General features: G+C 60.8%; 17 protein-coding genes. 14 read left to right on the forward strand and 3 right to left on the reverse strand.

The window, feature by feature from the left end; all coding sequences use genetic code 11:
- Positions 1-68: 68 nt before the first annotated feature.
- The 6 genes from Pla123a_RS15780 (at position 69) to Pla123a_RS15805 (ending at position 7428) form a co-directional block, all read left to right on the forward strand.
- Entirely contained in the window at positions 69-1148 is a 1080-nt protein-coding gene (locus tag Pla123a_RS15780) for a LamG domain-containing protein (RefSeq protein WP_146588659.1), read from the forward strand.
- A 71-nt stretch (positions 1149-1219) separates the two neighbouring features.
- A complete protein-coding gene (locus Pla123a_RS15785) occupies positions 1220-2362 on the forward strand; it encodes a LamG-like jellyroll fold domain-containing protein (RefSeq protein ID WP_146588661.1) in 1143 nt (380 codons plus the stop codon).
- Between the two features lie 67 nt (positions 2363-2429).
- The gene (locus Pla123a_RS15790; RefSeq protein WP_146588663.1) at positions 2430-3605 is read left to right on the forward strand and encodes a hypothetical protein; all 1176 of its coding nucleotides are present in this window, start codon (positions 2430-2432) and stop codon (positions 3603-3605) included.
- Positions 3606-3738: 133 nt separating this feature from the next.
- On the forward strand, positions 3739-4776 hold the full coding sequence (locus Pla123a_RS15795; protein WP_146588752.1) for a DUF1559 domain-containing protein: 1038 nt from the start codon (positions 3739-3741) through the stop codon (positions 4774-4776).
- A gap of 56 nt (positions 4777-4832) precedes the next feature.
- Positions 4833-5345 carry a hypothetical protein gene (locus Pla123a_RS15800; protein WP_231956500.1) on the forward strand — a complete coding sequence of 171 codons (513 nt, stop codon included), beginning with the start codon at positions 4833-4835 and terminating at the stop codon, positions 5343-5345.
- Positions 5346-5460: 115 nt separating this feature from the next.
- A complete protein-coding gene (locus Pla123a_RS15805) occupies positions 5461-7428 on the forward strand; it encodes a glycoside hydrolase family 97 protein (RefSeq protein WP_197528023.1) in 1968 nt (655 codons plus the stop codon).
- 304 nt (positions 7429-7732) lie between these two features.
- Here Pla123a_RS15805 and Pla123a_RS15810 read toward each other — a convergent pair whose 3' ends face one another.
- Together Pla123a_RS15810 and Pla123a_RS15815 are read right to left on the reverse strand one after the other, a co-directional pair.
- Positions 7733-8506 carry an AraC family transcriptional regulator gene (locus tag Pla123a_RS15810; RefSeq protein ID WP_146588665.1) on the reverse strand — a complete coding sequence of 258 codons (774 nt, stop codon included), beginning with the start codon at positions 8504-8506 and terminating at the stop codon, positions 7733-7735.
- A 180-nt stretch (positions 8507-8686) separates the two neighbouring features.
- Positions 8687-9838, reverse strand: coding sequence for an aldose 1-epimerase family protein (locus tag Pla123a_RS15815; RefSeq protein ID WP_146588667.1), 1152 nt, complete (start codon positions 9836-9838; stop codon positions 8687-8689).
- Positions 9839-9997: 159 nt separating this feature from the next.
- Here Pla123a_RS15815 and Pla123a_RS15820 point away from each other — a divergent pair, with 159 nt between their 5' ends.
- The 8 genes from Pla123a_RS15820 (at position 9998) to Pla123a_RS25320 (ending at position 19198) form a co-directional block, all read left to right on the forward strand.
- Positions 9998-11233 carry a hypothetical protein gene (locus Pla123a_RS15820; protein WP_146588669.1) on the forward strand — a complete coding sequence of 412 codons (1236 nt, stop codon included), beginning with the start codon at positions 9998-10000 and terminating at the stop codon, positions 11231-11233.
- A gap of 154 nt (positions 11234-11387) precedes the next feature.
- Entirely contained in the window at positions 11388-12320 is a 933-nt protein-coding gene (locus tag Pla123a_RS15825) for a TIM barrel protein (RefSeq protein ID WP_231956502.1), read from the forward strand.
- Positions 12321-12324: 4 nt separating this feature from the next.
- Positions 12325-13470: a Gfo/Idh/MocA family protein gene (locus Pla123a_RS15830; RefSeq protein WP_146588673.1), complete on the forward strand. Its 1146-nt coding sequence runs from the start codon at positions 12325-12327 to the stop codon at positions 13468-13470.
- A 62-nt stretch (positions 13471-13532) separates the two neighbouring features.
- A complete protein-coding gene (locus Pla123a_RS15835) occupies positions 13533-14282 on the forward strand; it encodes a 3-keto-disaccharide hydrolase (RefSeq protein ID WP_197528024.1) in 750 nt (249 codons plus the stop codon).
- Positions 14279-15595 carry a Gfo/Idh/MocA family protein gene (locus Pla123a_RS15840; RefSeq protein WP_231956504.1) on the forward strand — a complete coding sequence of 439 codons (1317 nt, stop codon included), beginning with the start codon at positions 14279-14281 and terminating at the stop codon, positions 15593-15595. Before Pla123a_RS15835 ends, Pla123a_RS15840 begins: the two co-directional genes overlap by 4 nt.
- 325 nt (positions 15596-15920) lie before the next feature.
- Entirely contained in the window at positions 15921-17576 is a 1656-nt protein-coding gene (locus Pla123a_RS15845) for a hypothetical protein (RefSeq protein ID WP_146588677.1), read from the forward strand.
- Positions 17577-17643: 67 nt separating this feature from the next.
- Complete coding sequence (locus Pla123a_RS15850) at positions 17644-18840, forward strand: FG-GAP repeat domain-containing protein (RefSeq protein ID WP_146588680.1); 1197 nt, start codon at positions 17644-17646, stop codon at positions 18838-18840.
- On the forward strand, positions 18722-19198 hold the full coding sequence (locus tag Pla123a_RS25320) for a transposase (RefSeq protein ID WP_146588682.1): 477 nt from the start codon (positions 18722-18724) through the stop codon (positions 19196-19198). Before Pla123a_RS15850 ends, Pla123a_RS25320 begins: the two co-directional genes overlap by 119 nt.
- 217 nt (positions 19199-19415) lie before the next feature.
- On the opposite strand, the gene Pla123a_RS15860 is transcribed toward Pla123a_RS25320, so the two are convergent.
- On the reverse strand, positions 19416-22457 hold the full coding sequence (locus Pla123a_RS15860; protein ID WP_146588684.1) for a beta-L-arabinofuranosidase domain-containing protein: 3042 nt from the start codon (positions 22455-22457) through the stop codon (positions 19416-19418).
- Between the last annotated feature and the right edge of the window lie 102 nt (positions 22458-22559).

Genomic DNA, 22559 nt, shown 5'->3' on the forward strand with positions numbered 1-22559 from the left:
TTGGCTCAGGGGCCGCAAGCTCATCACTCGACTGCACTGCTTCTCACATTACATCTTGGAGGGTTTTGATGAAGGCTGCCTTCTTTGCACCGGCGTTCCTAGCCGTGCTGCTCATTGCCGCCACTAGCGCCGAAGCGGTGCTGATTGGTCATTGGAAATTAGACGAGACGTCGGGCACCACAGCGGTTGACAGCGTCAATGGGAACAATGGCGCGTACGTAGCGACCGACGATATTGCGCCCGGCTGGCAGCCGGGATTAATCGGCGGTGCGACCGGCCTAAACGACGAGGACAACAGCCTCCAGGAATACTTTACGATTGCTTCGATTCCCCAGATGGTGGGCAGTTCGGAGCTGAGTATCTCGATCTGGTTCAACCAGAATGATGGCCCCAACCAGAACGACGGCAACAACGGCCTGATCCGGACAAGAAATCTCAGGCTGGATCAAACAGGCGCCAGCAATCGCACCGCGGGAATGAACACCGAGAGCGGCCACATCGATGCGCGGATCAGCAGCGGTAACGGCCAGGTCGACGGCGGGAGCTTCACGAGTGACCCCGGATGGCATCATGCGCTGATGACCTGGGACGGGACCGACGACTCAGGAGGCGCGGGCACGGGCCTGACCAAGCTCTACTTCGATGGTGAGCTAGTCAACTCGGTCAGCCACACTGGCGTGGACGGGATGATAACGGAGAGCGGTGAGTGGTGGCTTGGCGGTGTGGATTGCTGCGGAACGACACGAGGTTGGACTGGAGCTCTCGACGACTTGGCAATGTGGGACGAAGTCGTCTCGCCAGAGCTGGCACGCGACCTCTACTTCGACGGGCTGGTCGGGCTGGACGCGGCCACTGTGTACGAAGAGTTTTCTGTCGTAAAGACCTCCGGTGACGTTACCGGCGACGGGCTAGTTAACGGCGCAGACTTTGCTGTGATCGACGCGAACTTTGGGCAGTCCAAAGTCTTCCGTATCGAGGGCGACCTCGTAAACAACAACTTCGTCGACTTAGCCGACTACATGCAGTGGAAGCTCGCCCCTAAAGACGCCGAGGCGCTGGGGTTCAGCACTCAGGCTCCCGAGCCTGGCGCCGCGATGCTTCTGCTCGCAGCCGGCCTATTGGTGGCCGGTCGCGTGCGGCATGAATGAATCATTCGAAGGCCGCGCCTCCTCTGTAACGACTCATCGAAACAAGGCTCATCGAAACAAGGTTCGTCGAAATGATTTACTCCAAGTATTCCCGGAATAATGCTGGCGTCGCCGCGGTGGCGCTCGCTATCGGGCTGTTGTCCGCACCGTCGGCCTGGGCGTTCAACCCGCCCGTCGCCCACTATACTTTTGACCAGGGCGTGGACGACTACAGCGTGGTCACCGCCATCGACAGCGCCAACGCGAACGACGGGGTTTGGCAGAACGTTGGCTTCGATGGCTTGGCGTACACGGGCGGCGTCATCGGCGGGGCAGTCAGCCTGCGCGGCGCAACGGATGACTACTTCTTGATTCCTTCGATTCCTCAAATCGACGGCATCGAGCCGACGCCATTCACCGCGCCGCAGCTTGGGGTCGGCATTACGGTGTCGGCCTGGATGTACGTCGATGACGACGCCCCGTCGGGCTACAAGGGCATCTTCAAAAGCCGCGACGTCACGAGCGAGAATATCAGCGGCGTCGCGACCGGCCGCGACTGGGGTCTCGCGTGGGAGGGCGGCGACCATATCGACACCCGTGTTCACAGCTCCGGCGTTGATTCAAACGATGGAAGCATCACGCGGAACCAGTGGCACCATGTCGCGCTGGTTTGGGGCAACGTCGACGCCGAGGCGCCCGCCATCCCGCCGGCGAGCGTGATTTACGTGGACGGCGTCAAGCAAGCCAATGTGGTCGAGAACACCGAGGTCTTCAACCTTGTCACCAGCGGTGCTTGGCTGATCGGTGAGGACAGCTGCTGCGGCGGGCGGGAATTCCCCGGGCTGCTAGACGACCTCGCCATGTTCGGCGAAGCGCTCTCCGACGCCGACATCGCCACACTCTACAGCAACGGCCTAAGCGGCATCGACGCCGCAGGCAACGCGACCGGGATTATTCTTCCGGGCGATGTCAATCAAGACGAAAGCGTGACGATCGCCGACTTTAATATCATCCGGGACAACATGGGGTTGGCGGCTACTGCCCGTAGTCAGGGCGACTTGAACGGCAACAAACGAGTTGACCTGAACGACTTCCGTGTCTGGCTCGACGCGGCGCCGGCGGCCGCGGCGGCCGAGGCGTTGGCGACCTTCTCTCTCCCGATTCCGGAGCCTTCTTCGTTGCTGCTGGTGCTAGCCACGGGGCCGCTTTCTGCGTCCCGTCGGAGAGCAAGGTAACCGTCGCCGCGTGATTCACTTATCCGCGCTCTTCCCGAAAGAATCTTCTTCCTAGGTGATACACGAAATGAATGTCAGAACATCACTTCCGATGCTGTTAGCGGCGGGGATGCTGTGTGCCGCTACCGGGCACTCGCAGGATCTGGTGCTCCGAGTCAACCGCGCGACTGGCGCGCTGCAACTAACGGGCGCCAGCAGCACCGTGGTTAGCCTTGCGGGTTACACGGTCGATTCGAAGTATGGGACGCTTGACTTAGGGAATCCCTTCCCCGGCATCCGCGGCGTCGACGCCGACTGGAAGCTCGCCGGCGTCCCAGATGCTAGTGCGATCTCTGAGTACAACTTCAACCCCAGCCCCGGGGCGTTCAATGCGGTTGATAGCGGCGTCACCTACGACCTGGGCAACCTCTACGACCCTGCCGGTGCGTTTCTCAACGAGGGCTTTGCCTTCGACGTCGAGGTGGACGACCTCGTACTGACTTACGCCGACCTCAACTTCACTTCGCCTTCGATTGGCGTAGTCGAGTATTTTGGCGACGGTGACACCAACAATATCGGCATCACGGTCAACCTGGCTACTGGCACGGCTTTTATTGAAAACGAGTCGCCGTTTGATCAAGTGCTTGTAGGCTACAACATCGTCGCGGGCTCCGCGGGCATCCTGAACACAAACGCCGGCTCCTTCAACGGCCTGCGGGACGAGGCGGGGGGGAGCGCATTCCAGCCCCCGAGTACGCTGACCGGGGACGCGCTCAGCGAGCTCGATCCTACTGTCGACCAGAACGCCGCGGGGATCTCCATTACCGCCGGGCAGTCCTACGACCTCGGAATGATCGGGGACTCCGGCGGCAATCTGCAGGACTTGGCGGCAAACCTAAGCTTTTCGTTCCTGTTCGCCGGCGCAGGTGAGCAGGAACGCTCGGGGTTCGTGAAATACCTCGGCGTGCTGGCTAGCGGCCCGGGCGACTTCAACGCCGATGGCGTGGTTGACGCCGCGGACTACACCCTTTGGCGGGACAACGACGGCGCCGCCGACGAGTCCGCGATCAACGGCAACGGCGATGGCGGCGGGATCACCAACGCCGACTACGATCTCTGGAAGAGCAACTATGGGACTGATTACGGGGCCGGAACGGTTGGGACCACGAGCACGACGCCTGAGCCAGCGGCGGCCGGACTCATGGCGTTCGCGGTGAGTGCGGTTGCTGGCTGTATGCGGAGTCGGGCGTTTGGAGTGAAGTAGGAGTGTGGGGGCCGCTAGCGGTGGGCAGTCGCAGCGGCCGTCCTCCGCCGCACGCCGACAGCTCTTGAGCGTGCGGTGGCCGGTCGAGACAAGCGTTCACAGACATTGAAGCCGTTCTTTGGGAGATAAGTCCATGTCGAAGCGAGTCGTAGCCCACGCGCGTAGCGGCGCTCGAGGCCTGGCGGGGTTCACACTGGTTGAGCTGCTAGTAGTCATCGCGATTATCGGTGTGCTAATCGCATTGCTTCTTCCCGCCGTGCAGGCGGCGCGTGAGGCGGCGAGAAGGTCGCAGTGTTCGAATAACCTCAAACAGATCGGACTGGGGATCTTGAACTACGAGACCACCTTTACAAGGCTCCCCCCAGGGTCTGAGGTCAAGGTCCCCGAATACTGCTCTGGCTCCCAGTGCCGTGGGATCCCGATGTCGATCTTGATCATGCCCTACATGGAAGACGGCATCCTGCCAGACATCTTGCAGGAGCGGATCAACGCCCGCGGTGGGAACGGCGGCGCCTGGGGTCTGATCGCTTCGGACACCGGCAACACGGTTGGCAACACCCGTATCCCGACTTACGTCTGCCCAAGCACAGAGGCCTGGGCGGGGATCCTCCCGAGGCTCGACTACGCGCCCGTGATCGGCGGACCGGGGGACACGAGCATCGGCTACCACCCCCGCGACCCCAACAAACAGCCAATCGCCAATGCCTCGAGCACCGGGCGCGGATTCGTGTGGTCGAACGGTCCGTTCAATATGGGCGTCGTTGTTCCGCTCAAAAAGGTGCTCGACGGCACCACCAAAACGTTCGCCGTAGGGGAGTGCATCAGCGCGACCCGCTACGGAGCCGGTCCTGGCTACGGAAGCAACGAAGGGGGACCGGGGGCTTGGTGGTATGGTGGGTCCTGTGCGTTGGACTTCTCGAAAGACTACTCGGGGCACCACTACCGTCACCTGCGTAGCACGCTGCATCCGATAAACTCGCACATAACCAACCCGCAAACCGAAGCGATTCAACAGAATGACGCTTGCTTCAGCAGTGACCACCCAGGCGGGGCGCAGTTTGTGTTCATCGACGGACACGTAGGGTTCTTGCAAGAGGCCATCGACAAGGACACCTACAACGTGCTCGCGACGCACGCGGGCGGCGAGTTAATCGATCCACAGGAGATGTAGACTCTGATCATCCAGAGTGGGCCCTGAATGCTATCGCAGGAAAGCAAAGCAACGCTGTGAACGAAACGAAGAATTTAATTGCCGCAAAGATGCCCAAAGCGTGGCCAGAGGGCTCAGGCGGACGGCGGCTGCGTTGGATGGGCCCGGCAGCCATCGTGCTGACGCTGCTTGGCTGTGGCCAAGGTCCCGGCACCGCACCCGTGTCTGGCGTCGTCCAGTTCGACGGCGTTCCTGTGACGCAGGGCACGGTCTCCTTCTACCCGGTTGCTGGGGGGCGGCCCGCCACTGGGAAACTCGGGCCTGGTGGTGCGTTCGAACTCTCTACATTTGGCAACGGCGATGGCGCCCTGCTCGGCGGGCACAAGGTGACCATCAGCGCAATGGAGCTGATCAACGCGCCGCCTCCACCTAAATCGTTGTCGGAAGAAATCTCACAGTCTGCCCCGCCGCCGAAAGCCGGCCCCAAGGCCCGATGGATCGTGCCAGAAAAGTACTCGGCGCAGGCCACATCAGGGCTCACCGCGACGGTGGTTGGCGGCACGAATCTGATTGAATTCGACCTACCCTAGGTCGGACGCGCCCGAGCGGAGGGGGTCCTCGGCGATTGTCGCGATCCGCCCCAAGCTGCGCCGTCACCCCGGCAGAAGTATATCGACCACTCAACTCGCGAAGGTAGAGATGTCCATGTTGTCAACTGTTGAACTCAATCGCCATTGCGGTATGCGGCTGCTGTGGGGCGTCCTGGCTGCGTTGCTGATCGCCGGCTCGAAGGCGCCCGTGGTGTACGCGGCGTCGTCCATCGAATCTCCCAATGGACGCGTCAGCCTTGAGGTCGGGCTGCAGCAGCACGCGGACGATTCTGTGGTTGAGTACAGTATGTCCTTCCGCGGCGAAACCGTTGTGGGCAAGTCGTCGATTGCTTTTCGGCTAAACGACGGAACGGTCGTCGGACGCAGCCTGGAACAAGCATCGGCGCCGAAGCATGCATCTCACGACAGCAGCTGGCGACCAATCTACGGAGAACGCAGCACCGTACGGGATCACTATAACCAAGTCACGCTCGATCTTCGGGACAGCGGTACCGGCTACCAAATGCAGCTTGTTTTTCGTTGCTACGACGCGGGCGTCGCATTCAAGACTTCGCTCCGGGCTCCGGGCGAACAGGCCCCGATTGAACTTGCCGAAGAGTGGAGCGAGTTCCGGATCTCGGAGGAGGCCACGGTGTGGTGCACTCCGCGGGCGCAGAGCCGCCACGAGGCGATTGCACTCGGCAGTATCGAAGGTGAAGTCGAGCGTCCCCTAACTATCGAGGTGGGCGGCAGTCTGTACGCGGCGATCACCGAAGCGAGGTTGGTGGACTACGCCGCGATGATGCTGAAACGCCCCGCTTCGGGCGGGCCGGGGCTCGTGACGGCGCTGGCCGGCGGCGTTGTGGCGGACGGCGATCTGGAAACGCCGTGGCGGGTCGTTATGGTGGGCGAGAGCCCCGGTCGACTGCTCGAGAGCAACGACATCGTTCTGAACCTAAGCGAGCCATGCCAGATCAAGGACCCAGCGTGGATCCGTCCGGGGAAGGTAATCCGCGAGATCACGCTCACCACCAAGGGGGGGCTCGCATGCGTGGACTTCGCCGTGAAGCACAACCTCCAGTACATCGAATTCGACGCCGGCTGGTACGGGCACGAGTACAGCGACGATTCCGACGCAACCACGGTTACCGTCGACCCGAACCGTTCTACCGGGCCGCTCGATCTGCACCGCGTGATCAAGTACGGTGCGGACCGCAATATCGGTGTGATCGTCTACGTGAATCGCCGGGCGCTCGAGACGCAGCTTGACGAGCTCCTCCCCTTGTACAAGCAGTGGGGGCTCGCCGGCGTCAAGTACGGGTTTGTCAACACCGGTTCTCAAGAATGGACGCGATGGTTGCACGAGGCGGTGCGTAAGGCGGCCGACCACGAGCTAATGGTGGACATCCACGACCTGTACCGGCCTACTGGCTACTCTCGGACTTACCCGAACTTGATGACTCAGGAGGGCGTGCGTGGGGACGAGGCAGCGCCTGAAAGCGAGCAGGCGATCATGTCGCTATTCACTCGAAACCTAGCGGGCGCTGCGGACCACACCATCTGCTACTTCGCGCCCCGCGTGAAAGAGCGCTGGACGCACGGCCACCAGCTCGCCAAAGCGGTGTGCACCTACTCCCCATGGCAGTTCATGTTCTGGTACGACACGCCGCTTTCGCCTAGCCCTCCCGGTAAGCACAATCACTCAATCGAGGAGACCCCCGAACTGGAGTTCTTCGCCAAGACTCCCACCGTCTGGGACGAGACCCGAGTGATCACTGCGGAAGTCGGCGAGTACGCGGTTCTGGCGCGTCGCAACGGAGCCGACTGGTTCGTCGGGGCGTTGAACAACGGGCAGGAACGAGTGCTTGATGTGCCGCTCGACTTCCTCAACCCCGGAGAGGTTTTTAGCGCACGGATCTATTCGGACGACCCGGACGCTAAGACGTCAACCAACGTGCGGATCGACAGCCGGAATGTGGCGGCCGCGGACCGGTTGCGCATGCGTCTGCAGCCCAACGGTGGTCAGGCTGTATGGATAACGCCGGACAAGCTGGCGCAGCGTGGGGCCAGGGAAGATCGCTAGCCCATTCTGGTGCTGTCGCAATAGTTGAAGGCGCCCAGCATGATCCCTTCTCTTTCGACTGCGCGTAGTAGAACACGTGCTTCGAGAGGCTTGTCGGTTCGGTGTGGCGCGAGCGTTTAAGCAACTTGGCTTTCCTGTGCGAAGATTTCCCGAGTTGCGTTCTCGAGGATTCATCGCCTACCACAATAAGCGCCGTACGCGTCAAAAACTTAATGGTGTCGGGCCCCTCGCGTCCGCTCTTCGGCGCCTCAATAGCCTACGGTAGGCTTGCCCAGCTTCGGCATCGCCGCCGCGGCGATTTGCGTCAGCCTTGCGCTTCGCTTCGTGTTGTTTGTTCGCGAAATGACCGGGGGGTTTGATTCATCTCGGCCTTGAACAGCCGTGAGAAGTGGCTCGCGTCGTAGAAGCCGGTGCGGACTGCAATCGACTCTAAGGTTAGTGACGTCTCTCGGAGCATCAGGCACGCGGCGTTGATGCGTACATGAGTGACGTACTTCGCGGGGGTCTGGCGGAACAGCTGTTTGAACACACGCTTAAACTGACTGACCGACAAGTGCGAGAGTTCAGCAAGGTTTTCCAGAGTGATCTTTTCTTCATAGTGATTCGTGATGTGCGTGATCGCCTCGTTGAGCCGTTCGTAGGGTGCAAGCATGGCTCCCGCTTTCGCGAGGTCGTACATCATGCCCGCGACTCCCACGGTTCTGCCGCGTGAGTCCAGCAGCGGGATCTTTGTCTCAACGTACCAGCGCAACACCCCCGAGGCGTTGGGAACCGCACAAACGTGGTCGGTGAGCGGATTGCCGCTTTCGATTATGGCGGCGTCCGCGCTCCGGTACCTGTCTGCGACTTGGGGAAGGAACAAGTCGTGATCGGTTCTTCCAATCACGAGCCGCTCGTCGCACAGGCCGAGCGCCTCGAGCAGTGCTGCGTTGATGTGGACGAAACGTCCCTGCAGGTCCTTGGCGAAAAAGTAGGTCGCGGGCAAATGGTCGAGAAGTTCAAGCAATTGCAGAGGACTTCCGACGCTTTCGAAGAAGCTGTGGCGGGTGGCGTCAGCGGTTGCGTGCTCTGCCGGCATGAGCTGATTATACCAGAAGTCAGCTCCATTTTACCTTGCCAAAACACCACCGCCGGCAGGATACTCGACCCATCGGCGGTGACTTTTCGAGTCGCGATAGCGAACGGGTCGAGCTTCGGAGCGACTAGTTTTCCACTGAACGCTGTGGACGCGTTGATTGTTGTAGCGGCTGAGAATTCACTAAACAGTCGGACTCCAGCCGGCCACCGGTTGATCTTGAATGTTGGGGCGATGGTCCCCCTGTATCTGGTTGATCGTGCGGACGGCTGATACTACGTCCGACGGCGTTGCGAGGTACTCGAAGCAGAGTTGGCAAACCACCGCTCCGTATGGCGGTAGTCGATGTGTGCGGCCCTGCTCCTTCTCAAATGAATGCGGGTTGGGGTAGTTGGTTCCCGGTTCAAGCCCTACGACGTAGCCATCCGATGCTGCTCGGGGGTTCTTCCAGAATGTGAAACACGGCATCGAGCCCGCGTCGTAGCCGAGGCTCACACCGCTTTGGGCAGCCTCGTCCTGCAAGACAACTCTGGATTGCGAATGCTGATCGGTTAACAGACGTAGGTAATAGGCTTGTTCCGTCAGCATCGAGCCAGCTGGCCCAATCTGATCCCAGGTTTCCATTGTTTGGCCTGAAAATGCATCTCGAGGCGCCGCCGTATCGAGGGGCGCCACTATGCGAGTGCCGCTTTGCAGTAGCGGTAGTCCTATGTTGAGATGGTAGAGGAGTTGGGCGTTAGTGGAACTTTCCGAGAGGTTCTCGATCGAATCGCAGAGCGTAAATCCTTTTTGACCGCGTCGAGTCGTGAGTTTGGTTGTAAGGCGGAGTTTGGCGAAATGAAACCTAGTCTCTTCCACGATCCCGGTTACGGTGATCGATTCCGCTGTTGGGTCGGCTTCGATTTCGAGGTGGCGCGCCGGCAGATTGGCGATGCGACCATGCAGCGGGTAACGCAGCACTCCCTCTTCGGAGAACTCCGGCGCCCCGTTGGTTTGCAGGCCGCACCGCACCAGGAGCTCGTCAAACCCGTCCAGCCACGCGAGGCCGCTCGGCTCGGCAAGGTTAACGTAGTTCGGATGGACCGGACCTCGCACTGGAGATTGCCAGCCGATACGCGTCCCGTCATAGGTCATGTCCCAAATCCCCATCCCGCGGGTAGGGAGGATTTTGATCGCGAGATTGCCGTTCTTTACGGTAAGCAGATCGACGCCGTCCGACAGCCCTCCCGACAGCCGTTCAAACTGGAAGGAGAAGTCGGGAAGCTCCGGAACTTCAACTTCGGCATAGCCTGATTGACGCTGTGATTGGTAGAGGTCCCACTTGCGGTTTGACATCGTCGTCCTGATTGTAATGAAGGCAAGAAACGCGGTCTCAATGCGAACAGGGCGTTCGCGTCAGGTGGCCCGTCCCGAATCTATCCACTTTTCGAGTCCATCTCTTTCCCAAGATCTGCCAGCACGAAGCGCACAGGTCGCCTACCAACTTAGCTCTTCATGACTCAATTCGCATCCTCCGAAAGTGTACATGCGGCTCTTGATCGGGCGCTCGACGCCGGTGAAGGGCTGCTGCGTCTTACTCCGACCTGGGTGCCACGGAGCTTCCTGCATCCGGGCAGGCGGATTCGGCTGCACCCGGATGACTACTACTCCTACGGCGGAGAGCGTGGTGGCATCGACGAACGTTGGTTCGCCAGCACCACCGACGCAGCAAACGAAGGACGCGTCTGGCACGAGGGACAAAGTCTTGTGCTGTTTGAGGGGGAACGATTCCTGCTGAAGGACGCGGTCCAAGAGGCGGGCGCCCGGGTGATCGGGCAGCCGATGTGGGAGCGGCACCAACGCTGGCCCGTGTACTCGAAATTCTTTGACAACATGGGTCCCATACCGCACCACATGCATCAGCGGTTTGAAGACGCCAAGCTGGTTGGCCAGGAAGGAAAGCCAGAGAGCTACTACTTCCCCCCCCAGTACAACAACTGTGACAACAACTTCCCGTACACCTTCATGGGGCTGGAGCCGGGCACAACCAAGGACCAACTCCGCCGTTGCTTGGAAAACTGGGCCAAAGGCGACAACGGCATCCTTGATTTGTCGAAAGCATATCGCCTCAAACGTGGCTCGGGCTGGCTCATTCCGCCGGGCGTCCTGCACGCTCCAGGTTCACTGTGCACCTACGAACCGCAGTGGGGTAGCGACGTCTTCGGGATGTATCAGAGTCTCGTAGAAGGGAGAGTCGTGCCGTGGTCGTTGCTGGTTAAAGACATGCCAGCCGACAAGCACAGCGACCTCGATTTCATAATTGGACAGTTGGACTGGGAAAGAAACGTAGACCCCGAATTCAAAGACAACAATTACCTGGAGCCCATCACCGCGGAATCGGGGGAAGGCTGGCGTGACGATTGGATTGTCTATGGCGAGGTCGACGGTGCTCAGTTGTTTAGCGCTAGGCGTCTCACGCTGCAGCCCGGCGCCAGATGCGTGCTCAAGGATCCCGGGGCGAGTGGATGGATAACCGTGCAGGGGAAGGGCCGTATTGGTCGCCTCCCACTACAGACTCCCACCATGATTTGCTTCGGAGCAGACACGGAAGACGAGGTCTTTATTACCCATGAGGCGGCGACCCGGGGTGTCGAAGTCGAGAACACTGGCAGCGAGCCGCTAGAGAGTCTCCGTTACTTCGGTCCCGACACGTTTGCAGAGGTGCCTAAGGTCGGCGGGCGCAGGAAATAGGGTCGTCAAACTCGACCGCGAGCGGATCCATTTGAATAACCACCGTCAGGAACTCATGAGCAATTGCGCGCCAAAACTGCACAACGCAATGTGGCCCGGCGTGGTCGGCAAGGGCGACGACGCCGGGCAGGAACCAGCGATACGGCTGGGACGTATGCTTGACCTAACGTGCGCCGCCGAGGCTGGCGGGCAGAAGTTCGACGGCGTTGACCTCTTCCTCTACTCTCCCCACATCGACCCAAGTTCGGGAGACTACGAACTTCGATTGCTCGCCGAGTCGATCCAGCGGCGCGGCCTCGAGATCGGCTCGCTAGTGGCGCCGGTCTGGCCCGGCACGATGGGCGATTCCGCCATGGGCGACGCGGAGGCTCGTGCGAAGTTCCTCTCTGCTGTTGAGTCCGCGTGCCGCGTTGCCCGTTTGTTTGACGACTGCGGCGCGCGGAAATCGGGCGTCATCCGCATCGACTCGGCCGAGTTCGGAGTCAACAAGTGGAAGAGCGATCCCCTGAGCGGCACCAAGCTGATTGCCGAGACTTTTCGTGAGGCCGCGAGAATCGCAGCGGACGCGGGCCAACGCCTGGCGGCGGAGGGGGAGATCTGCTGGGCGGGCATGCACAGCTGGCGAGACATGCTCGACCTCCTCGAGGAAGTCGACATGCCACAAACGCTCGGGTTCCAGGCGGACCTCGCCCACACCTACCTCTACCTATTGGGGTACAACGCTCCTGAGCACGCCATGCTCGGGGCCGACTACTGCGAAGAAGAGTTTTATTTGGCCTACCAACTGATGGTGGACAGACTCCGCCCTTGGACGATCGATCTGCACATCGCTCAAAACGACGGTGAGGTGTTCGGAGCGGGGTCCCATGACAGAACAGGCAAGCACTGCCTGCCGTCCGACCCCAACGGCAAGCTCGACATTGTGCGTTGTGCTTCGTACTGGCTTGAAGGGGCCGCATCGCGCGGCGTGCAGCACATCTGCTGGGATGGCTGCATGTTTCCCAACAGCGTCCTGGATTCTCCAGACACTTGGAATTCGGTGCTGGAAGTGATGATCAAAGTGCGAGACTTACATGGCTGGAACTAGTCGAATGAAAGAGCCGTTGCGGATTGGCCTGATCGGCTGTGGGTTTATGGGCCGGGCCCACTCGAACGCCTACAATCGGGTGTCGAACTTCTTCGACACCGCGTTGGCGCCGAAGCTCAAGGCGGTTTGCTCGCGAGACCCCGGTCGCACGCAGAAGTTCGCGGACACCTGGGGCTACGATTCTACCGAGACGGACTGGCGGAGCCTTGTCGATCGTGACGACATCGACGCCATCGACATCTGCGTCCCCAATAGTCTGCACGGCGAGATCACCAGGGCCGCCGCGGCCGCCGGCAAAATGGTGCTCTGCGAAAAGCCGCTGGCAATGACCGTTGCCGAAGGCGAGTTGATGTGCCGCGCGGTTGAGGAGGCAGGCGTGGCCAACATGGTCTGGTACAACTACCGCCGTGTCCCCGCCGTGACGCTTGCCAAACAGCTCATCGAGGAGGGCAAGCTCGGACGCGTTTTTCACTACCGCGCCAACTTCCTGCAGGACTGGACAATCGCCGAAGACCTGCCGCAGGGCGGCCAAGCGTTGTGGCGCCTGGACGTCGCGGAAGCCGGCTCTGGCGTCACCGGAGACCTCCTTGCTCATTGCGTCGACACGGCCCTCTGGCTCAACGGCGCCATCCAGGACGTTTCGGCTATGAGCGAGACTTTCGTGAAGCAGCGTGTGCACCAACTCACGGGCGAGGTCACTCCTGTTGGCATTGACGACGCCTGCGCCTTCCTGTGTCGCTTCGACAACGGATCGCTCGGCGTCTTCGAGTCCACACGCTACGCGCGTGGACACAAGGCACAGTACACGCTCGAAGTGAATGGCGAGCACGCATCACTCCGGTGGGACCTCCACGACCTCCACCGACTCGAGTACTTCAGCCACGCGGACGAGGGGCGACTGCGTGGCTGGCGGTCAATTCACGTCACCGACCACGACGGCAGCCAGCCTTACATGGACAAGTGGTGGGTGCCGGGCTTGCAGATTGGTTACGAACACACCTTTGTTCACCAGCTGGCCGACTTCCTAGAGGGGCTCTCGACCGGTGTTTCCACCGTGCCCACGTTCCGGGACGCACTGGCGACTCAGAAGGTATGCGACGCTGTGCTACGCAGCGCCCGGGATCGAGCGTGGGCGTTCGTCGGAGAATGACGAAACCCCGGCACGGATCACTGTGAGAGAAAGCGTTGTTTCAAAACGATTGGAATGAAGTAGTGAATGCCAATTCTCGTAGTTACTTCGTGGCGACATTCGTCGCCGCGCTTCTCGCGTCGTCACCCAGCGGCGCCGGGGCTGCCGAGGAGGGGTTTGAGCCCATCTTCGATGGATCAACCCTCAAGAGCTGGGACGGCAACCCCAAGCTGTGGCGGGTCGCGGACGGCGTGATCGTCGGTGAAACCAGCGACGAGAGTCCGTTGGAAAGCAATGAGTTCCTTATCTGGAGCGGTGAGGCTGATGACTTCGTTCTCCGCCTGGAGTTCCGCATCGCCGATCGTGGCGTTGGCAACTCTGGCGTGCAGTACCGGTCCAAGCGGTTAGAAGACGCGGGGCGTTGGGTGGTCGGAGGTTATCAGGCCGACATCGAAAGAACCAACAAGTACATGGGCATCCTCTACGAAGAGCAGGGCCGTGGCATACTCGCGCTGCGTGGCGAAGAAGTGCTCTTGGGCGGCTCCGCTAATGGCGTTCAACGACAGGTTGTCGGTTCAGTGGGGAATGCAGAAGAGATCGTCAATGACGTCCGAGCCGGCGAGTGGCAAGAGCTAGAGATTGTCGCCCAGGGCAATCGGCTTGAGCACAAGATAAATGGACGCACAACGGTGTTGGTTGTGGATAAAGACGAATCGAACGCCGCCAACTCTGGTATTCTCGCGCTGCAGCTGCACCGTGGCGATGAGATGATGATTGAGTTTAAGAATATCCGCCTCAAGAAAATTGCCGAGGGGAAGGAAGCGTCGGAATGACAGAAAGCACCCACACGGCCCTCGCAAGCGAGGGAGAAATGACCACGACGCCCAGCCGCCGAGGCTTCTTGAAGACCGCCGCCAGAGCGGCCGCTGTCATCGGCGCCCCATTGATAGTGCCGGCATCTGCGCTCGGGCGGAACGGACAGACCCCACCAAGCGAGCGTATCACAGTCGGTGGCCTTGGCATCGGCCCTCGCGGGCGAACCGACCTGGCGTGCTTCCTTTCCGAACGGGACGCGCAGTTTATCGCCGTGTGCGACGCACAGAAAAGCCGCCGTGAGATTGTCAAGCGTACGGTCGATGGACACTACCAGAACACCGACTGTGAGTCCCTGCGTCACCCTGACGAACTGCTTCACCGCGATGACATCGACGCCGTGCTAATCGCCACCGGCGACCGTTGGCACACGATGGCTTCAATATTGGCTGCGCGCGCGGGCAAAGATATCTACTGCGAGAAGCCCTGCTCGATGACGATCGAGGAAAGCTTGGCGCTGGCCGACACTATTCAACGTTATGGCAGGATCTATCAAGCGGGGACGCAACGACGGACCATCCCGAACTTCAAATTCGCGGTAGATTTGGTGCACACCGGCAAACTCGGTCGGCTGCACACGATGCACGCCCACACACTCAGCCCTGCGGCAACTCGCGAATGGTTGCCGGAGGCGCCGCTACCTGGGAAGGAAGAGGTCGACTGGGACCTGTGGCTTGGACCGGCGCCCTGGCGTCCGTACAACCCAACGTACGTGGCGGGCGGCTGGCGGGATCACTACGACCTCCACAGCGGCGGATTCCTGGAGTGGGGAGCCCACACAGTGGATTTGTGCCAGTGGGCTAACCAATCCGAAGACACCGCCCCCGTCTACTACGAGCCGTGGGGCACCAGCGTCACTGCAACCTACGCGAACGGCGTGAAGCTCCAAATGCGTGACCGCGACACGGGGTGGCTCGGTCTCGGCACGTGCCCCGTTCGCTTCGAGGGAGACGAGGGCTGGATCGAAACAGGCGACAGCGGAAAGTTCGCAGTCTACCCCGAGTCGCTGCGGTCGGAGCTGGCGGTGCCCGAGATGGCCGGCACCGACCCGAGGCATCACGTAAGGCAGTTCCTCGATAGCGTCCGCACGCGGCAAGCTTGTTCCGCGAATGAGAAGGTGGCCTCCCAGTCCCACATCGCGTCGCACGCGGCGACGATTGCGTGGCGGATCGGTGAGGATCTCAGGTTCGACCCCGTTAAGAATGAATTCTCGGGACACGAGATCGCGAATCGATACCTCTCCCGTGCAGTCCGCGAGCCGTGGCGTATCTAGGCACTATTGGCAAATTGAATCGAAAGTTAACTAACGCCGTCGGTAGACCGGCGATAAAGAGAGGCCCACCATGGTTCGAAGATTGGTCCCCGCAGCGGTTCTGGCTTGGTTGCTGACTGGCTCCGCGGCCCTGCTGATGGCCGCCGATCGGCCAACACCCGAAGAGCTTGTCAGGATCTTACAGTCTGATGACGCGTCCCCCCACGACAGGGCGCTTGCCTGCGAGCAGCTAGGCGTATCGGGGTCTGACGAGGCGGTTCCAACGCTTGCCGCGCTGCTAGACGACCCAGGGTTCTCGCATTATGCGCGGTACGCACTTCAAATCATGCCGGGTTCCGCCTCGGGTGAGGCTCTGCGCTCGGCGCTAAACCGGCTGGATGGCGACCTGCTCGTGGGCGTTATCAACTCGGTTGGCGCCAGACACGACCAACGTGCTGTCGAAAGGCTCGAAGAGCTGGCGGCAGCAGGCGACCCCGACGCAGCGGTCGCGGCAGCCTCCGCTTTGGCGAGCATTGACGCCAGCCGCTTCGAAATGTTTCTTGCGAGCACCACTCCGGCCTCTCGCGGCCACTTGGACGACGCGGTTCTCGCGTGTGCAGAGCGGCTCGCAGAGCAGGGCCAAACGAGTTTAGCGGCAGCGATGCTAAGAACCCTCGAGGAGAGCAATCCGACGGATGCAGTACGAGCTGCCGCCATTCTCGGCATTGTGCGGCACAGTCAGTCGAGCGACCGGGCTAACCTGGTGAAGAACCTGCTTGCAAGCGATGACGATTGGGAATTCACCGTCGGACTTCAGGCCGCTGTACAGGGCGAAGCTCCGGGCGGCGCAACACTGCTGGCAGCCGCAATCAGACCGGAGAGCCCAAGTCGCCACGTGCGGATTATCCGCGCTCTCCGTGTCCTTGGTGACCACGCCACGGTCGGGGTCGCTCGCGAGGCCGCCGGGAGCGACCTACTAGCAGTGCGTGCCGAGGGAATTAAAGCCGTCGGCGCCCTCGGCGACGCATCGGACGCCCCACTGCTGATGCGTCTTGCCCTGGCAGAAGATGATGCGAGCGAAGCGGCTCGGCATTCACTGGTCGAGATTAAAGATCATGGGTTGGACGAGGCGCTCGTAGCGATGCTAAAAGAGTCCGATGCCAACTCCCGCGCCCTGGCAGCAGAGCTGATCGGTCGCAGACGCGTCACCGCTGGCGCGGGAGCCCTGATCGACGCTGCACGCCTTGCGGACGAGCCCGCCGTTCGTGTCGCGGCGCTGGAAGCGGCTGGACGCCTAGCGGTGGGAGAGACGTTGCCAGCGCTGCTGGATCTAGCCGCGAATTCACGCTCAGTAGCAGAACGCACGCTTGCCGAGCAGGCGAGTTTGGCCGCCGCATCCCGCCTCACTGACCGTGAACAGGCAGCGGGTCTAATTGCCGATCGCCTCCTCAAGGCGCCTTACGATCAGGCAAGTGTCTTGCTCAACGTGCTGGCGACTATCGGCGGAACGCGCTCGCTCGAGATCGTGGCGGCAACGGCGCAGAAGCCAGATCGTGATCTGCAAGACCAGGCGACTCGAGTGTTGGGAGCATGGCGAACGCCCGACGCAGCGCCGGTTCTTCAGGGACTTGCCAGCTCCAACCATCCGTTCTCGGTCCGGGCGTTGCGGGGTTACCTGCGTATCGCGCGGCAGTTGGAAGCTTCGGAGAGCGAACGGTTGAGGATGTGCCGTGAGGCCTTGGGGATAGCAAGTCGCGACGAGGAGAAGCTGCTTGCATTGCGAATACTGGAGCGGATCCCTTCCGTCGAAGGGCTGGAGATCGCGTCCGGCGAGTTGACTGGTGACCGTCTGGGCAAGCAGGCTAGCGAATCGGTCGTCCAGATAGCCGAGGCAGTAGCGCCTTCTCATTCTGCCGCCGCGGCTACCGCTGCAAAGCTCGTTCTCAAAACAGGCGGGAGCGACGACGTGATATCCCGCGCTAAGAGGCTCACAACAGAGTAGTCTCCGAGGTCGCGGCTGAAATTCTATTCTATTCGTTGACGCTCGATTGTTTTTAGGATTTTGAGAAATGCTGAGCCGTTCACTAGTTGCGATCGCCGCTTGCCTCGCTTGTTCAGGCCAGGCACGCGGCGTTGATTCATCCGAACGGCCAGCACGCCCCAATTGGGATATCAAGCTACTTGCCGTCGATGCCAACGAGGGGATCGACCTTGCCGATATCAATAAGGACGGACTGCTGGATGTCGTGGCGGGGCGCAACTGGTACGCCGCGCCCTCCTTTGCCCCGCGTCCGCTGCGCGCAATCGACGACTGGAATGGCTACGCGCAGTCCAATGGCGACTTCGCGTACGACGTCGACCGGGATGGTTGGACGGATGTTATCGCAGGTGGTTTCACAATCCCCGAGGTCAATTGGTATCGGAATCCGGGGCCGGAGGGACTGCAACGTGGGATGCTCTGGGAGAGGAAACGGCTGATTGAGTCGCAAGGGACCAGCAACGAGGGCCAGCTTCTATGCGACCTTGATGGAGACCATGTGCCCGAGTGGATCTCAAACTCGTGGCTTCCCGAAGCTCCGATGTATGTGTGGAGGTTACCAAAGGACGCAGAAGGCGCCGCCGGTGCTGGTGACTTCGCGATGCAGCGAGTTCTCATCGGCAAGAAAGGAAATGGGCACGGCTTGGGAGTAGGCGACATCAACGGCGATGGGCTGCTAGACATCCTCTGCGGGACCGGGTGGTACGAGTGTCCAGGAGAGGCCGAGCGGTACCGGCAGGAGTGGACGTTCCACCGCGATTGGGCGCCCACCGACTTCAGCTTGCCAGTGATTGTTCGCGACTTAGACCGCGATGGCCGCAGTGACATAATCTGGGGCACTGCCCATGGATTTGGCGTGCAGTGGTGGCGGCAGCTCACTCCGGGGACCGACGGAAAGACGGTCTGGCAGACGAATCTCATTGACGACAGCTTCTCGCAATCGCACGCCCTTGCCCTTGCCGACCTCGATGGTGATGGAAGCGACGACCTCATCACCGGGAAACGGGTGCTCGCCCACAACGGCAGTGACCCTGGCTCCTCGATGACGCCTACGATCCAGTACTATTCGTGGGATCACGCTGAAGGAACTTTTCGTAAGTCGTTCATCAATGTCGGCATCGTGGGCGTCGGCTTACAGATTAGAACAGCCGACCTCGACAGCGACGGCAGAATCGATATCGCCGTCGCTGGCAAAGGCGGCACGTTTCTCCTGTTCAACCGTGAGTAGTTGGCGAGTTCGCCGGATATCGCCGCGTCGACTGTTGCATCCGCCACGGATTCGAGCCGGTCGGCTCCGCAGGCGGAGCGTTGACCGATGTCGACACATTGTCACAAGCCTGCTCGCAGCGCTCGACGTCGCCACCGGCAAGGTCATCGGCCAATGCCTGCGGCGTCATCGCAGCGATGATTTTGCGAAGTTCCTCTGCCACTTCGACAAGACGATTGAGAAAGGGCCGGGCGAAGAAATTCACTTGATCATGGACAACTTCGCGACCCACAAAACGGCTGCGGTCAAGCGGTGGATCACGGGTCATCCTGAGTATCACGTCCATTTCACCCCCGACGCCTCCGGTTGGCTGAAATAGGTCGAGCGATTCTTCGCCGAGATCACCGCCAAACGCATCCGACGCGGAGTCTTCCGCAGCGTGATCTCACTCGAAGAGGCGATCCAACACTAGCTCGAAGAGCACAACCCAATCCCCTAGTCATTCATCTGGACCGCCGACGTCAACAGCATTTTACAAAGAGTCGACGTGGTTTGTAGGCGAATCGGCGGCTTGGAACGCAAGCACGCATTCGTTGCTACTTGCCTTGCGAACCGATATGCTCAGGCTCGATGTTCAAGTAGGTCGAATGAAAGCCGTCGTAGAAGTCGAAGAATGGCTTGAGTTTAGCGCCGCCGTTCTGGAAGTGGAGCTTGGATCGATCACCCGAGAGTGATTCCCCTAGGTTGTCGACGTTGAGTGTGACCGATCTCCATGTGTTTCTCGCGCCGGATTCTTCCGCGGCCAGAAGCACGGGGCCGAAGAACAGGCTCGCGATATTGGGCTGATCCATGAGTGGCAGGAGGTGGAAGCTCATTGGGAGGTTTAGCTCAATCGCGTCGCCGTCGGTCCATTGCCGCTGTAGTTTGACATAGGTTCCAGGTGTGACCTCAATGTCTTGCTCTTCGTTATTGATTCGAACGGCAAAGCGGTCGTTCGCCCAGGCGGGCACACGGACGTAGATAGCAAAATCGCCACCGCCCTGGACTGTCAGCGTCGACCTGTCGGCAAACGGGAAGTTAGTGGACTGCGTGACTCCGACGCCGCGGGTCTGCCAGTCGAGCATGGACGAGACAAATAGGTTCACATACAGGGCGTCGTTCTGGGCGTTGGTGAAGTAGATGGAGTCTTGGAGCTTGGTCCCGCTTTCGATTGCGGTGCCATTGCAGCAGGTGAACCCGTTCATCCTAGCGTTGCCGAACGACTTCCTGGCGCCGGGGTTCAGCGGGACGTGATAGGTGTTGCCTGGGTTGTCATCGTCCACCGACGCGAGGATGTGGTTGTAGATTGCCCGCTCGTAGTAGTCCATGTAGCGAGCATTCTGATCAAACATGAAGAGCTGCCGGGCAAGCTTTAGCAGGTTGTAGGTCGCGCACGTTTCGTTCTGCCCGCCGTCGGATAGACCGTTGCGGAAGAGGGTGTCTGGCGCGGTCGTGAAGCACTCGGCGTTGTTGGGATTGCGGGCGCCGGCGACGCCGCCGATCGAGTACATGTAGCTCCGCTCACAGATGTCCCAGAAGTTGATGGCCACATCGTAGTAGGGGAATTCGCGGGCGGCGCGGTACGTTTCGAGGGCCCCAAGAATCTGGGGGATGTGCTGGTTGGCGTGGCGTCCCCGGATGGTGTCGACGTTCTTCGCCAGCCCGTGTTGGTGCTCGGCGTCACCAAAGAAGAACCGCGTGTTGTCGAAGAGCTTCGCTGTGTCGAGAAAGCGCTCATCCTCGGTGACGCGATACAGACGGGCCATGACTTCGTTCATGCCGCCGTACTCGCCAGCAATGTAGCTGTTCCACATACGGATCCGCGTTTTCTGGGGTAGCCTTTTCAGGCGTTGGTGCACCCATAGTCCCATCTGGCTGGCGACTTCGAGCGACTTTTCGTTGCCGCCGACCTCGTAGCAGTCGAGCAGGCCGGCCAGGATCTTGTGGAGGGTGTAGTAGGGCGCCCAAACCTGGTGGTTCCCGCCGCCGTACGTGGCGCCCTGCTCAAGCATGATGAATTGGTCGGGTGGGTAGCCGCTAATGAAGCCTTCGCCCCAGTTCCAGTAGTCGTTGCGGATACCGTTCTTGCTGAGGTCCGAGTCGAAGCCGCTCTTGCCCAGGCTTGGCGGCACCGTGGCGGGGTCGGCGTTGGACGGCCCGCCGTTGGATGCGGGCTCGCCAGACATTCCCGAGAGTTGATGGAGCACGCCGATTGTGTAATTCATCTTCTTCGCGAACTCGGCGTGGAGTTCGAGGTCGTAGGACGTGCTTGCGTACGCCTGCGCAAGTGCGGTGAGATAGTGGCCGGTAGCGTGCCCCCGCAGCCGAGTGGTCTGACTGTCCCACACGCCGAGCGGCCTGACGCCCGCTGGCTGCGTTTGTCCGAAGGCGTCGCGGAAGACGAACAGGAAGCGATCGGGATCTGTTTTCGCCAATCCGGACAGGAACGCGTCACGACGCCGCATGAAGAGGGTGGGCTCGCCATTCTTGTCTGGCGTCAGCACGACCTGCCCCAACGGGAAGGGACGCAGTGTGTGTGCTGGCCCGGTTGGATTGCGAGGCGCCTCGACGACGCGCACGGTTGCTTCTGGTGTAAACTCGGTCCCCGGAACCTTGCCTATCACTTTGTAACTGCCGGGGCTGGCGACCTCGCTGTTGTCCTGCGGAGCAGGCCAGATCACGCGGACGCTCGGCCCTGCGCTGCCGTTGTGGTAAACGCCGGCAATGTCGCGAGGTAGTCGAGGAAGCGTGCCGACGAGAGTCGTAACCTCGATGTTGTCCACTCCAGACAACCCTGTATGCAAGAGCCTTGGGCGGTCTTTTCGGTAGCCACGGTGACTATTCGGTCCACCTTCCTCGGCGCCCGTGAGCTCGTCGTCCGAAAGGGCATTGTGGTGGATTACGGCAACCTGTCGATCGGTCAGGGCGCTGCGGTACAGGCGGACATCGTACAGCTTCCCCCCGAGTCGCGGACCGTCTTCCACCAGCGAATTGCCTAGGTATAAATGGGCGGCGTCGGATTCCTTATTACCCAGCAACGACGCTAACGGAGTGTCGAAGTTATTCTGGCTGCCGACCCGCGCCCCGTCTGAGTAGAGGCTGATTGTTTTGCTGGCGGAGTCAACGACGACTGCGAGGTGCGCCCACTTGCGTGGTCGCACACGAAAGCTGGCAGGGCCACGCCGCGTCTTGCCTCCGCCCGAGGAAATGCGGACGCTGCACCCACCCTCGCGTTCGGCCCCCATTGGAACTAAACCTACCTGGTGCGCGGCGTCATTCCCGAGGTCGAAGAACCACTGCTCGGGAGTCTCTTCGCGGATCTTAACCCATCCGCAGATGCTGAAGCTTGTTGCGTCGCCGAACGTGGCTGCCGGGATGCGAATGAAGGCCCCTTCTGGTCCGCCAGGGAGTGAAAGCACCGTGCCGAAGGTGTCGTCGTCGACAAACTCGTGGCCGCCGCCTTCGGCGGTTGCCATCACGCCGTTGCGGGACCAGTCCTGCAGGCTACCATCCAGAACATAGCGGGCAACCAGAGCGGTTTCCCCGATCCCATCCAAGAATTGATCGCCGTCTTGGGCTTGTGTCTCATTCTGGGGCATTGCGGTTGCGACTGTAAACGCGAGTGAGCAGACGGCGGCGCGGCTGAGAATTGACATGATGGCGAGTGTTCGGTGCTTTAACGCGGTGAGAAATTGGCAAGA

This window comes from Posidoniimonas polymericola (genome assembly GCF_007859935.1).
Taxonomy (GTDB): Bacteria; Planctomycetota; Planctomycetia; order Pirellulales; family Lacipirellulaceae; genus Posidoniimonas; species Posidoniimonas polymericola.

Coding starts and splice junctions, on each gene's coding strand:
- Pla123a_RS15780 (WP_146588659.1), top strand. CDS start 69: ATGAAGGCTGCCTTCTTTGCACCGGCGTTCCTAGCCGTGCTGCTCATT.
- Pla123a_RS15785 (WP_146588661.1), top strand. CDS start 1,220: ATGATTTACTCCAAGTATTCCCGGAATAATGCTGGCGTCGCCGCGGTG.
- Pla123a_RS15790 (WP_146588663.1), top strand. CDS start 2,430: ATGAATGTCAGAACATCACTTCCGATGCTGTTAGCGGCGGGGATGCTG.
- Pla123a_RS15795 (WP_146588752.1), top strand. CDS start 3,739: ATGTCGAAGCGAGTCGTAGCCCACGCGCGTAGCGGCGCTCGAGGCCTG.
- Pla123a_RS15805 (WP_197528023.1), top strand. CDS start 5,461: ATGTTGTCAACTGTTGAACTCAATCGCCATTGCGGTATGCGGCTGCTG.
- Pla123a_RS15810 (WP_146588665.1), bottom strand. CDS start 8,506: ATGCCGGCAGAGCACGCAACCGCTGACGCCACCCGCCACAGCTTCTTC.
- Pla123a_RS15815 (WP_146588667.1), bottom strand. CDS start 9,838: ATGTCAAACCGCAAGTGGGACCTCTACCAATCACAGCGTCAATCAGGC.
- Pla123a_RS15820 (WP_146588669.1), top strand. CDS start 9,998: ATGACTCAATTCGCATCCTCCGAAAGTGTACATGCGGCTCTTGATCGG.
- Pla123a_RS15825 (WP_231956502.1), top strand. CDS start 11,388: ATGCTTGACCTAACGTGCGCCGCCGAGGCTGGCGGGCAGAAGTTCGAC.
- Pla123a_RS15830 (WP_146588673.1), top strand. CDS start 12,325: ATGAAAGAGCCGTTGCGGATTGGCCTGATCGGCTGTGGGTTTATGGGC.
- Pla123a_RS15840 (WP_231956504.1), top strand. CDS start 14,279: ATGACAGAAAGCACCCACACGGCCCTCGCAAGCGAGGGAGAAATGACC.
- Pla123a_RS15845 (WP_146588677.1), top strand. CDS start 15,921: ATGCCGGGTTCCGCCTCGGGTGAGGCTCTGCGCTCGGCGCTAAACCGG.
- Pla123a_RS15850 (WP_146588680.1), top strand. CDS start 17,644: ATGCTGAGCCGTTCACTAGTTGCGATCGCCGCTTGCCTCGCTTGTTCA.
- Pla123a_RS25320 (WP_146588682.1), top strand. CDS start 18,722: ATGTCGGCATCGTGGGCGTCGGCTTACAGATTAGAACAGCCGACCTCG.
- Pla123a_RS15860 (WP_146588684.1), bottom strand. CDS start 22,457: ATGCCCCAGAATGAGACACAAGCCCAAGACGGCGATCAATTCTTGGAT.